At 71.2% G+C, this 12,865-nt stretch carries 6 protein-coding genes; 4 read left to right on the forward strand and 2 right to left on the reverse strand.

Features of this window, described 5'->3' with window-relative positions:
* The first annotated feature begins 53 nt into the window (after nucleotides 1–53).
* The 3 genes from AC068D_RS26510 to AC068D_RS26520 all read left to right on the forward strand — a co-directional run bounded on the left by AC068D_RS26510 (nucleotide 54) and on the right by AC068D_RS26520 (nucleotide 2,918).
* Nucleotides 54–1,442, forward strand: a complete 1,389-nt coding sequence (locus AC068D_RS26510; RefSeq protein WP_478825577.1) for a S1 family peptidase — start codon at nucleotides 54–56, stop codon at nucleotides 1,440–1,442.
* Between the two features lie 447 nt (nucleotides 1,443–1,889).
* The gene (locus tag AC068D_RS26515) at nucleotides 1,890–2,393 is read left to right on the forward strand and encodes a GNAT family N-acetyltransferase (protein WP_478825578.1); all 504 of its coding nucleotides are present in this window, start codon (nucleotides 1,890–1,892) and stop codon (nucleotides 2,391–2,393) included.
* A gap of 105 nt (nucleotides 2,394–2,498) precedes the next feature.
* The gene (locus AC068D_RS26520) at nucleotides 2,499–2,918 is read left to right on the forward strand and encodes a sugar nucleotide-binding protein (RefSeq protein WP_478825579.1); all 420 of its coding nucleotides are present in this window, start codon (nucleotides 2,499–2,501) and stop codon (nucleotides 2,916–2,918) included.
* A gap of 47 nt (nucleotides 2,919–2,965) precedes the next feature.
* On the opposite strand, the gene AC068D_RS26525 is transcribed toward AC068D_RS26520, so the two are convergent.
* Nucleotides 2,966–3,565: a TetR/AcrR family transcriptional regulator gene (locus AC068D_RS26525; RefSeq protein ID WP_478825580.1), complete on the reverse strand. Its 600-nt coding sequence runs from the start codon at nucleotides 3,563–3,565 to the stop codon at nucleotides 2,966–2,968.
* Nucleotides 3,566–3,650: 85 nt separating this feature from the next.
* On the opposite strand from AC068D_RS26525, the gene AC068D_RS26530 reads away from it, so the two are divergent.
* Nucleotides 3,651–5,117, forward strand: coding sequence for an MFS transporter (locus AC068D_RS26530; RefSeq protein ID WP_478825581.1), 1,467 nt, complete (start codon nucleotides 3,651–3,653; stop codon nucleotides 5,115–5,117).
* 557 nt (nucleotides 5,118–5,674) lie between these two features.
* Here AC068D_RS26530 and AC068D_RS26535 read toward each other — a convergent pair.
* Complete coding sequence (locus tag AC068D_RS26535) at nucleotides 5,675–12,808, reverse strand: thioester reductase domain-containing protein (RefSeq protein WP_478825582.1); 7,134 nt, start codon at nucleotides 12,806–12,808, stop codon at nucleotides 5,675–5,677.
* Nucleotides 12,809–12,865 lie beyond the last annotated feature (57 nt).

The following is a 12,865-nucleotide window of genomic DNA, read 5'->3' on the forward strand; positions in this document are numbered from 1 at the left end:
CCGGGGCCCCGCACAGCTGGTGACACCGTGTCAGTACAACCTTGGGGCCGCGGATGAGGCACGCACGACGGAACCTCCAGCGGATCGTCCGGCTCGCGGCGGTCGGCGGGCTGGTGTTCGGCTCGCTGATGGTCTCCGACGCGATGGCGGGTGAACCGACGACTCCAGGCCCGGTTGCCGTCGGCAGCCCACAGGCCGACGATCCGATCACGCGACTCGTCTCACGGCTCGGCACGGCCCGGACCGCGGGCAGCTGGACGGGGGATGACGGCCGCCGCGTCGTCGCGGTGACCGACACGGACGCGGCGGAGCAGGTACGGCGGACCGGAGCCAAGGTCAAAGTCGTGAACCAGAGCATGGACAGGCTCCGCTCGGCCACGACAGCCCTGGGCGCGGAGCCGCGCGTGAGTGGGACCGCCTGGGCGGTCGACTACGCGTCGAACAAGGTCGTGGTGCGGGCCGACAGCACGGTGTCCGCAGCGGACTGGTCACGCCTGTCCGACGTCGCCGAGCGGATCGGCGGCTATGTGCAGATGGAACGGACCAAGGGCACCTTCACCACACGGCTGAACGCGGCCGCCCCGTTGTTCGCAGGCAACAGCCGCTGCTCCGCGGGCTTCAACGTGACCGACGGAAGCAACTCCTTCATCCTGACGGCCGGCCACTGCGGCTCCGTCGGCACCCCGTGGTTCGGCAACCGCCAGAGGGACGGCCGGGTGGGCACGACCGTCGCCTCCAGTTTCCCGGGCCAGGACTTCTCTCTTGTGCAGTACGACGAGGGCCAGTCCCTCGAAGGTGCCGACGTCGTGACGATCGGCGGCGGCCGAGGGGTGCGGATCGTCGGCGCAGCCGATGCCGTGGTCGGGCAGCAGGTCTTCCGCAGCGGCAGCACAACGGGGTTCCGTTCGGGGCAGGTGACCGCGCTGAATGCGACGGTCAACTATCCGGAGGGCACGGTCACCGGACTGATCGAGACCACGGTCTGTGCAGAACCCGGGGACAGTGGAGGCCCGTTGTTCGCACAAGGACTGGCGCTCGGTGTCACCTCGGGGGGCAACGGCGACTGCACGACCGGCGGTGTCACGTTCTTCCAGCCGGCCGTCAAGGCGATGGGGGAACTCGGTGTGAGCCTGATCGGCAGGCCTTCACCCGGAGGAGACGGCTCCGGTGCGAGCCGGCAGCCGGAAGCTCCGGCGGATCCGCCGTCGTCCGCAGCCCAGCCCGGAGGGCCCGGGGACCCCGGCGCGCCCGCCCCGCCGGCAGAGGCTGCCGGGCCCGGAATCGTTACCGACATCGCGGACGGGCTCGGCCCCCTGGGAGCCGTCGGACCGGGCCTCGCCGTGGTCGCGGCCAGTCTGCTCCTGCTGATCGCCAGCCGCTGGATCCAGTCGGCCCAGGGCCGCAGGAACTACCGGGACTACTACTCCCAGACGTGGGCCTGACACCCCAGTCGGTCCGTACCGCCGGCCGCAGAACGCCGATACCCCCGGCGGTGCGGGCCCCGGGTCGCAGGCAGGGCGGCCGAGTTCGGTACGCGGATCCGCGGGCGATCCCGTCCCGCCTGATTTCGCCCTGCGCGACGCAGACGTCCCCGCCGCGCCCGAGCGCGGTGACGACCCGGCCGAGCACTCCCAACAGCCAGGGGCTGTTCCGCAGTCGCCCGGCGGGCGCACGACGACAGCTGTGGCGTCTCGCCGCGTTGTCGGGTCGCCCGAATGCGCCCGGTACGAGGGCGACCTCCGCCTTGCGATGCTTCCCCTCGGCCCTGGCGGGCCCGGGGAGACCCCATGCATCCGACGCCGCGCGCCGGGCCACAAGGAGTTGAGGAATTGTGCAGCCCTTGATACCCCAGCAGTGGTTCGTGGTGACCCGTGGGGCAGAGTAGGGGCGTGTCCACATACGAGACGATGCAGTTCCACCTTGAGACCGAGCGGCTGACAATGCGGCCGTGGGCCGAGTCGGACGCCGCCGAGTTCTGCGCCCTCCTGTCTGAACGCGGCAAGGGGACGCCCACGGTTGAGCACATCCGGACGTCCATCGCGGAGCTGCTCACCGCGACGGCGACTACGGGGATCGCCCTGTTGCCCATCCAGCGCCGTGACGAAGGCGACTTCATCGGCTACTGCGGGCTGATCATCGGCCGCTCCACCGTGGAGGAGCCTGAAATCGCGTATGAGCTGTTCCAGCGCGTGCATGGGCGTGGCTACGCCACCGAGGCGGCCGGTGCGGTGCTCGATGCCGCTGCCGCGACCGGGCGGAAACGGCTCTGGTCGACCGTCGGCGCCTGGAACACACCGTCGCTCCGTGTCCTTGAGAAGCTCGGGTTCGAGCGGGATCACGTCTCCACGGAAGACAACGGTGAAGTGGTCTGGCTCACACGCTCGTTGCCGTGACGCGAGGTCGCGCCGGGGGGCTCCAGCCGGAGTACTGGACATCACGGACACTGCCCGACGGTCCCGCCCTGGTGGGTGAACCTTCCCGGCATGGTGTGGCGGGTCATGACCTTGCTCATCATTGGCGCCGGCGGCTTCCTCGGCGGGGAAGTCGTAGGACGAGCAACCGCTTCCGGGTACTCCGTTGCCGGGACCTTCGCGAGGGACCCCGGTCGCTTCCCCGGGGTCAATTGGCTGTCTCTTGACCTCCGCCATCGCGACGGGATCGCCTCGGTCCTCGACGAAGTGCAGCCCCGTGTGGTGATCAATGCGGCCTCGATCCTGATCGCCCGCCGCGACGGCCTCGACACCTCGACTCTGTCTGCCGGCCGACGGGCGGACGCGCGCGTCCCCGGACCACTGGACGTACGCCTGGACAGCAGCGGAACCCAGCACCTGCTCCGAACCAGGCTGCGCGGGGCTCGCGAATTCCTGTCCGGCGCGGGCGCAGGGACGCGGCACCTGCAACCAGCGTCGACATCGTGACCCATCGGCTTATACGCCAACTCGACCGGTAGTCGGTCCGTCCTGCTTCAGGACGCCCGGTCCGGCTGTGGGCGCAGGCCGTCGAGGATGATGCGCAGATAGCGGCGCCAGTCGACGACACCCGCCTGCACGACATGGCAGAGGCCGATGTACAGCGGTGACATGTCCGCCACGGTGAGATCCGCGCGCACCGAGCCCTCGGCCTGGGCGCGCCCCAGCACCTTGCCGGTGAGTTCGTTGAGTTCGGCGATCGCCTTCTCGTCGAACGTGCTGCCGCCGACCATCGCCGTGACGGTCTCCGCGTAACCGCGGTCCTGCTCCTGCATGAGCGCGCAGAATTCCAGTGAGCGGGTGAGGCCGTGCCAGGGGTCCGGGTCGGGAAGGACCTCGTCCCGCAGGAAGTCCACGGTCTGCTGGAAGCGGTGCTCCACGATCGCTTCCGCCAGCGACTCCTTGGTCGGGAAGTGGCGGTAGACCGTTCCGACGCCGACTCCCGCCCGGCGGGCGATGTCGCCCATCTGTGCGTCCCGGCCCGACTCGGAGAACGCGGCCCGTGCCGCGTCGAGCACCTTGAGCCGGTTGCGGGCGGCGTCGGAACGCAGTTTGCCGCCGGCCGGTGTCCTGGAAGGGGGTGGGGTGTTTGACAAGGGGAACCGCGCTTCCGTATCGTCGTTCCGGAATCGGACATCCGATTCCGCTTACCACTTTAACCCACAGGAGCGTATCCCTACCATGGCCACGCCTCCCACTTCGGCGTTATCGCCGGATCCTCTGCGCTGGAAGGCGCTTGTCGTCCTGGCCGCAGCCCAGTTGACGGTGGTCCTCGACGCCTCGATCGTGAATGTCGCCCTGCCTTCGATCCAGCGGGACCTGCACTTCGGCGACTCCGACGTCCAGTGGATCGTCAACGCCTACGCCCTCGCCTTCGGCGGCTTCCTGCTGCTGGGCGGCCGGACCGCCGATCTGCTCGGGCGGCGCCGGGTGTTCATGACCGGCCTCGGCCTGTTCTCCGTGGCGTCGCTGCTCGGAGGCCTTGCACCCACTGCGGGCTGGCTGATCGCCGCACGCGCCGGCCAGGGCCTCGGCGCCGCGATCATCGCGCCGGCGGCGCTGTCCATCGTCACCACGACCTTCACCGAAGGCGCCGAGCGCAACAAGGCCCTCGGTATCTGGGGTGCGCTCGCCGGTGCGGGCGGCGCCATCGGCGTACTGCTCGGAGGCGTGCTCACCCAGTGGGCGGGCTGGGAGTGGGTGATGTTCGTCAACGTACCGATCTGTGTCGCGGCGGCCGCCCTCACCCCGCGGCTGGTCCGCGAGAGCCGTGGTCACGAACGCACCGGGGTGGACTTCGCCGGTGCCGCACTGGTGACCGGCGGCCTCAGCGTGCTCGTCTACGCCCTCGTGGATGCCGAGCGGGCAGGTTGGGGCTCCACCCGGACCATCGGCCTGCTGGTGCTGTCCGTCGCCCTGCTGCTGGCCTTCGCTGTGGTCGAACTGCGTGTCGTGAAGCACCCGGTGATGCCGCTGCGCATCTTCCGCAACCGCAATCTCTCCAGCGCCAACATGGTCTCCCTGCTGGTGGGTGCCGCGCTGCTGTCGATGTTCTTCTTCATCTCGCTCTACCTCCAGCAGGTCCTCGGCTTCTCCGCCCTGGAGGCGGGGCTCTCCTACCTTCCCTTCTCGGTGGCGAGCATCATCGCTGCCGGTGTGGCCTCGCAGCTGGTGACGAAGGTCGGGCCCAGGCCGATCCTCCTCGCCGGCCTGGTGCTCACCGCGGCAGGGCTGCTGCTGTTCACCCGTATCCCGGCCGACGGCACATTCGCCGGGGACGTTCTGCTTCCCTCGGTCGTCGCGGCGCTGGGACTCGGGTTCTCCTTCGTGCCCGTGACGATCGTCGCCGTCGCCGGTGTGACACCGCAGGAGTCGGGCCTTGCCTCGGGTCTCATCAACACGACGCAGCAGATCGGTGGTGCGCTCGGTCTCGCGGTGCTCTCCTCGGTGGCCAACGCCCGCATCGGCGAACTCCTGGAAGGCAGGCGGCCCGACGCGGCCGCCACGGCGGACGCGATGACGGAGGGCTTCCGGCTGGCATTCGCCGTCGGAGCCGGATTCGCCCTGCTCGGCGTGGTGATCACCCTGCTGGCCGTCCCCAGGACCGACCGTTCCACGCGGGACGACGTGCCGGTGGGGGCAGTCTGACGCACCGGGACTGCGCGGGGCCCGGCCACCGTGGACGGTGGCCGGGCCCCTGTGTCCTCTCCGGCACGCCGGGGGCTGCCCAACGGGTCGGGTGAGCGCCCTGCGCAACCCGTTTCCGGTCGACGTGGCACGTTCCGGTCGACGCGGTGCGGGGCCGGAACTCTCGGTCTGCGCACCGTGGGCGGCCACCGCCGTGCGGCCGAGCCGCGGCTGCATCATCCGACGGAACGCGCACGCCACCGCGTGCCCGGCCAATGGGACGGTTGTGGCCAGGGCCGATGCGCGATGCGGGCAGGTCGTCACATCGCGAGGGGACTGCCCGGGCCTCGTCGTCGACGAAGCCCGGGCCGCCGGTTCATGCCGATGGCCGTGCCGTTGCCGTGCCGTTGCCGTGGTGATGAAGAGCAAGCAGCGAGTGCATGCCGTCGGAACGTGCGAAACGGATGGTCAGGTGCGGCCGGGTCCCAGCCGCCCTGCTGTCTGTGTCTGCGTACGCGCGGCTCACGCGCCGCCGGACGCAACACACTGCAGCAGGGCGAACGAGGCCCGATGCGGTTCTAATAGGACAGCCCCGGGCAGTACACCCCGCCCTCCGGCGCCGTGTACGTGCCGCGTGCGACGAGCGTCTCCAGCCGCTCCAGTGAAATGCCCCGTGTCCGGACGGCCCAGCTCAGCGTTCCGGGAATCAGCCGGCCCGGTATGCGCAGCCGAGGGGCGGGGCCGTGCGGAGCGTCCCTGCGCATCAGTTCACCGGCGCCCGTGTACAGGGCGCGAACCGCGGCCTCCGAGACGGCCGTCAGATGGCCCAGGTCGGACAGTCCCGTCGTGTAACCGGAGACCTCGCCGGTCGTACGGTCCACGACGACGTACGGGGCCGACCATGCGAAGGCCCGCTTGGCGGCCATATGGATCTCCCCGTCCCGCGTATGGCCGGTGACCCTCCGGTACAGCTCCTGGCATGCGGAGACATCCGCCTCGGTCATCGCACGGACCTCGTGGCCCGCCATGTTCCCGGGCGTGGGCGGTGCGTAGCCGACGACCACGGAGAGCTGCTCGCAGGGTACGAATCCGAGCGACGTGTACAGCCGGTAGGCACTCAGGTTGTTGGTCACCTGCACGGCCCGGACGGACTCCCGGCCGAGACGGTCGGCCGCCGCGATCACCTCGTCCATCAGCAGCCGCCCCACCCCGCCGCTCTGTGCAGCGGGCGCCACACTGAGCGGGCCGAAGGCGGCCACGGACTCACCCAGGACGAGGAAGTTGGAGCCCATCACGGCGTTCGTGCCGTCGACCGCCACCAGGGCGATACAGCCGGGTGCGGCGAGCCGGTCCCGGAACATCTCCGCCACCGCATCCACCGAGGTCCACTCGGGCGGAAGGCCCAGTGACGCGTTCAGCGAGTTGAAGGCGTCGAAGCAGATGCCGGCCATCCGTGGCAGGTCGTCCTGGGTCGCCTCCCTCACGCGTGGGGCTGCTCCGCCGCCGTCGTCCGGCGCACTGCCCGGCTGCGGGAAGTAGCCGACGCGGACGAAGAACTCCACGTACTTCTCGAAGAGTTCACGCGTCATCGGCGGGCAGTCGATGCCGGTTCCCGCCAGCAGTTCCCGCGTCTCGGTGGTGTCGACGGTCAGATAGTGGTTGCGGCCGCTGTGGATGGTCGACTCGAACGCGTCGATCATGGGGATCATCGCATTGTCGCGGCCGGCCCGGATGCGTTCGACCCAGGCGTCCCAGCGCAGTTCGTCAAGACGGTAGCCGAGGGACCTCAGGGAGGCCGTCATCTCGGAGAACGGCAGATGACTCCGGTTCGCGAGGTGATGGTTGCGCCCCGCGGCGGAGGCGTCGCGGGACAGCCGCAGGATCGCCGCGCTCACGTGGTCGACCGGCACCAGATGGAAGATGCCCGCAGGGTCGGCGGGTACGGCTCCGGCCTGAACGATGCCCTTCATACTGAGCCAGACGAAATCATGGGTCTGGCAGAAGCCACGTTCCGAATCGCCCGAGATCTCGTCGACCCGGTAGACCGAGACCGGCAGGCCCCGGTCCCTGGCGAGGCCGACGATCTGCTCCGCCACCAGCTTCGTCTGCCGGTATCCGGAGGACAACGCCTCGGCCGGGCCGGGCGGATCGGACACCTTCAGGGCCACCCCCGGCACGGCCTCCGCGGCGAACACGCCCGTGGACGAGACATGGTGGACGGGGACGGTCCGGTGACGGGCGGCCAGCCGCAGGATCTCCTCGGTGCCCGAGACGTTCGCAGCCTTCAGCGCCGAGTAGGGGTACAGACCGTTGACGGTCGCAGCCGCGTGGTAGACGGCGTCGACGCTGCGGGCGAGGGCGTCGAAGCGTTCCGGGCTCAGACCCAGCCGGGGCCGGGTGAGGTCGCCGACGACCACGGACAGCCGCGAGGTGTCGATGCCGTCCCAGAACTCGTACCACTCCAGGTTGTTGCGCAGCCGCTCGTGTGCTTCCGCCTCATCGGCCCCGCGCACCAGGCAGTGCACGGTGGCACGGGTCGTGCGCAGGAGATCGCGCAGCAGGAAGGCGCCGAGGAATCCCGTCGCGCCGGTGAGGAACACCTCCCGGGGGTCGTCCGAGACCCGGATGATCTCGTCGGCGGGGACGATGTCGTCGGCGAGTGCGACCTCGGCGGCGAAGTCCACCGTGTCGTCGTCGGCACCCGCTGCGGCGGACGCCTCGCTGAGGACCTTGGCCAGCAGATGGTCGGCCAGGACTGCCAGGGTCGGATGCTCGAAAACGAGGGTCGGGCGCAGGCTGACGCCGCAGAAGTCGCTGATCTGGTTGCGCATTTCCACAGCCATCAGGGAATCGACGCCCATGTCCAGGAACGGCACATCGGGATCGATCTCGCCCGCGTCGGCGTGACCGAGGACGGCCGCCACCCGGGCCGCCACCTGCTCCATCATGTGGAGGAGCTGCTTCTCCCCGTCCAGCCCGGCGAGACCGGCGGCGAGGGCGGCGGCAACGGCCGGCTGCTGGCCGGGCTTGAGTGCCGGCCCGGCCGGATCCGCCTCCCCGAGGGTCGCCGGCTCCGCCACGGCTGCCGGTGCGGCCACGGCGGCGGGGGCGGTGGTCACCGGCAGCCAGTGGCGCCTGCGCTGGAACGCATAGGTCGGCAGCGTGACGTGCTCGGCGCCGGTTCCCTCGAAGAACTTCTCCCAGTCGACAGGGGCACCGAGAGTGTGCAGCGCGGCGGCGACGCCGACCGCGGTGCCGGCGTCCGGCCGGTCACGACGGGAGAGCGGCAGCGCGTGGTGATCGTCGTCGCCGAGGATGTCGCGCACCAGCGCCGTCAGTACGCCGTCGGGACCCAACTCGACGAAGGTGTCCGTGCCCTGGTCGCGCAAGGTCCGTACCGCGGGGGCGAAACGGACGGTCGAGCGCAGCTGCCCGACCCAGTACTCGGGTGTCAGCAGCTCCCCGCCCGCGGGCGCCCCGGTGACCGTGGAGACGATCGGAACGGCCGGAGCACGGAAGGCGAGCGTACGAGCGACGGACCGGAACTCCTCCAGCACGGCGTCCATACGCGGTGAATGGAAGGCATGACTGACCGTCAGGCGCCCGGTCCTGCGGCCCCGGGCGGTCAGTGTGTCGGCGAGCCCGGAGACGGCGTCCTCGTCGCCCGAGACCACGACCGACCGCGGCCCGTTGACGGCGGCGATCCCCATCCGGGACTCCTGCCCTGCGAGCAGCGGCAGCACCTCCTCCTCGGTGGCCTCCAGGGCGACCATGGCACCGCCCCCGGGCAGCGCCTGCATCAGCTCGCCGCGGGCGGTGACCAGCCCGGCGGCATCGGGCAGCGAGAGCACTCCGGCCACATGCGCCGCGGCCAGTTCGCCGATGGAGTGACCGGCGAGCGCGTCGGGGCGCACCCCCCAGGACCGCAGCAGCCCGAACTGGGCCACCTCCAGGGCGAACAGAGCCGGCTGGGCGAACGCGGTGCGGTGGATACGGCCGTCGTCCGCCGCCCCGGCAGGGGCGAGCAGCAGCTCCCTCACCTCCGGGGCGAGATGCTCGCACACGGTGTCCAGCGCGTCGGCGAACACGGGGAACGCCTCGTACAGTCCGCGGCCCATGCCCGTCCGCTGGGAACCCTGACCCGTGAAGAGAAACGCGGTGGTCCGGCCGGCCCCCGCGAGCGCCGCGGTCAGCCCGGCCGCAGGCTTGCCGGAGGCGAGCGCGCCCAGGCCGCGCAGCAGCCCTTCCGGGTCGTCGGCGACCACGGCGGCCCGGTGCTCCAGGCCGGCCCGGGAAAGCGCCAGGGTCCGGCCCACGTCCGCGGGGCGGAACTCGGGCGCTGCCCGCAGGAAGGACTCCAGGCGGCGGGCCTGTTCGCGCAGCGCGGCGGGCGATTTGGCGGACAGCAGCCACGGCACGGCGGCGTGGGGGCGTGGGGGAACACCCTCGTCCGGGGCGGCGGGTGAGGGCGGCGCTTCCTCCAGGACGACATGGGCGTTGGTGCCGCTGATGGCGAAGGAGGACACGCCGGCGCGCCGCGGGCGTGCCCCGTCGGCCGCCCAGGCTCGTGCCTCGGTCAGCAGACGTACCTCTCCCGACGTCCAGTCGACGTGAGGGGAGGGCCGGTCGACATTGAGGGTCGCCGGGAGTACCGCGTGCCGCATCGCCTGCACCAGTTTGATGACGCCCGCGACGCCCGCCGCGGCCTGGGTGTGCGCGATGTTCGACTTGACGGACCCCAGCCAGAGCGGCCGCTCCGAGGACCGGCCCTGCCCGTATGTGGCGAGGATCGCCTCGGCCTCGATCGGGTCGCCGAGCGTGGTGCCCGTGCCGTGGGCCTCGACGAGGTCGACCTCCGTGGCGGCCACACGCGCATCGGCGAGAGCCTGGCGGATCACCCGCTGCTGCGCGCGGCCGTTGGGCGCGGTGAGCCCGTTGGACGCGCCGTCCTGGTTCACGGCGCTGCCCCTGATCACCGCAAGCACCTGGTGGCCGGCCCGGTGCGCGTCCGAGAGCCGTTCCAGCAGCAGGACGCCCGCCCCCTCTCCGAAGGCCGTCCCGTCCGCCGCCTCGGCGAAGGCCTTCACCCGGCCGTCCGGGGCCAGGCCGCGCTGCCTGCTGAACGTGATCATGTCGTCCGGGGTGGCCATCACCGTGACACCGCCCGTGAGCGCGAGCCGTGACTCGCCGGAGCGCAGGGAACGGCAGGCCAGGTGCAGGGCCACCAACGAGGCGGAGCAGGCCGTGTCCACGGTGATCGCGGGGCCCTGAAGGCCCAGGGTGTAGGACACCCGGCCCGACATCACACTGCCCGATGTGGCGAAGCCGAGATAGCCCTCGTACTCGGACCCGGGCGCGGCGAGCGTGCTGTAGGTCTGACCCTTGGTACCGACGAAGACGCCGGTCTGTGAGCCGGCGAGTCGGGTCGGATCGATGCCCGCCCGCTCGAAGGCCTCCCACGCCACCTCCAGCAGCAGTCGCTGCTGCGGATCCATCGCGGTGGCCTCACGAGGGCTGATGCCGAAGAATCCTGCATCGAAAGCGGACGGGTCGGTCAGGAAGCCACCGCGGGACGCATAGCTGGTTCCCGGCCGGTCGGGGTCGGGGTCGATCAGGGTGTCCAGCGGCCACCCCCGGTCGTCCGGGAAGTCCGAGGTGACGTCCCGTCCCTCGGCGATCAGCTCCCACAGCTGTTCCGGTGACTCCGCCCCGCCGGGGAACCGGCAGGCCATGCCGACGATCGCGATCGGCTCGTCCTCGTCCGTGGACCGGGCGACGCCGGTGGCCAAGGGAGCGGCTGTGGTCGAGCGGGTGCCGGATGCGGTGTTCAGCTCCGCGACCAGCCGGTCCGCGAACGCAGCCGGCGTCGGGTGGTCGAACACAGCCGTCGCCGGGAGCCGGAGCCCGGTCGCGGCGCACAGCCTCTGCCCCACCGCCACGACGGCCAGTGAGCCGAGCCCGAGGTCGACGAAGGGCCGTGCGGGGGCGATCTGTTCGTACGACTCGATGCCGAGGGCGCCGGCCACTTCGGTGCGGACCAGTTCGAGGACCGTGCGGGTCCGCTCGGCTGCCGTCATGGCGGACAGCCGCCGCGCCCACTCGCCCGGGTCACCCTCGTCCGCGTCACCGGACTGCGTGGAGGGCGCGGCACCGGCTGCCACACCGAGCAGCCGGGGGCCCGCGTCCGCCAGCAGATGCCGGGTGATCTTCCCGGAGGCGGTCCGGGGCACGCGCTCGACGGCGTACAGCTTCTCCGGCACTTTGAAGAACGACAGACGCCCGCGGCAGTGTGCGAACAACGCCTCCGCGTCCACGCCCTCGGGGCCCGGCACCACATAGGCGACGGGCACCTCGCCGAGGACGTCGTGCGGCTCGCCGCCCACTGCCACGTCGGCCACGCCCGCCGCACCGAGCAGTACTTCCTCGATCTCGACGGGGTGGATGTTCTCGCCGCCCCGGATGATCAGCTCCTTGATCCGGCCGGTCAGGGTCACATGCCCCAGGGCGTCCCGGCGGGCCAGGTCGCCCGTGCGGTACCAGCCGTCGCGCAGCACCTCGGCGGTGGCATCGGGCTGTCCGTGATAGCCCAGCATCAGGTTGGGCCCGCTGACCCAGACCTCGCCCTCCTCCCCGGTGGGCACGTCCCGGCCGGACCTGGCATCGACGAGACGAATGCCCACACCCGGAACGGGAGGTCCGGCCGATCCGGCGACCCGGGCACCGGCCGGTGCGTTGGAGGTGATCGCGCCGGTCTCGGTCGAGCCGTACTGGTCCACGAGGGGGACTCCGAAGGCCGCTTCGAAGCGGGTGCCCAGGGAAGCACCGCCGGCCGAGCCCGCCACGAATCCGAGCCGCAGCGCCGGGAGAGCGGTGTCCTCCTCGCGCGAGCGGTCCAGCAGATAGTGGTACGTCGTGGGCACACCGGCGAGGAACGTCACCCCGTCCTCGCGCAGCGCGTCCAGCACCTCGGAGGAGGCGAAACCGCTCATGAGCCGCGCACTGGCACCCACGGCCGTCACACCCATGACGCACAGGTTCTGGCCCAGCCCGTGGAAGAGCGGCATCGGCCACAGCAGCCGGTCGTCCTGCGTCATCCCGAGGACCTGTACATGGCACGACGCCACCAGCCACAGAGAGCTGCGCAGGGAGTAGAGGACGCCCTTGGGCCGGCCTGTGGTGCCCGAGGTGTAGAGCATCCACGCGGGGGCGTCGAGCGGATTCTCCTCGGGGGCCGGTCCCTCCGGCTCGGCGGTCGCCAGTTCCTCGTATCCGGCGACGTCCAGGGGCGCGTGCTCCGGTGGTGGGGCATCACCGGTGAGCACGATCCGCAGCCGGGGGCGGCCGGGCAGCACGCGCAGCAGCTGATCCAGCCGCGCCGGATCGCACAGCACCACCGACGCCCCGCTGTCGTCCAGGAAATGGTCCAGCTCGGCGTCGGACGCCTGCGGGTTGAGCGGCACTGTGACGCCGCCCGCCCGGATGACGGCGAGACAGCTCTCCACAGCCTCGACGCTGTTGCCCATCAGGACAGCCGCACGACCGCCCTTCTCCAGCCCCAGGGCGGCCAGATGCCCGGCGAGCCGAGAGGTCCGCAGGTCCAGTTCGCGGTAGCTGACGCTGCGTCGGGCGTCGGTGAAGGCGACCTTGTCCCCGATCCGGCCGGCGTGTCCACCCAGCAGCTCGGACAGCGGCCGGATCATCTCAGTAGGCATGTCAACGCACCTCTCGGCTTTGTGCTCAGTGCTTGGTCGGCAGTTGTGGCCGTGCCG

Source organism: Streptomyces sp. NPDC043861 (assembly GCF_056435905.1).

Excerpts from the sequence above, each read along its gene's own strand:
- AC068D_RS26510 (WP_478825577.1), top strand. The coding sequence starts at position 54 with ATGAGGCACGCACGACGGAACCTCCAGCGGATCGTCCGGCTCGCGGCG.
- AC068D_RS26520 (WP_478825579.1), top strand. The coding sequence starts at position 2,499 with ATGACCTTGCTCATCATTGGCGCCGGCGGCTTCCTCGGCGGGGAAGTC.
- AC068D_RS26530 (WP_478825581.1), top strand. The coding sequence starts at position 3,651 with ATGGCCACGCCTCCCACTTCGGCGTTATCGCCGGATCCTCTGCGCTGG.
- AC068D_RS26535 (WP_478825582.1), bottom strand. The coding sequence starts at position 12,808 with ATGCCTACTGAGATGATCCGGCCGCTGTCCGAGCTGCTGGGTGGACAC.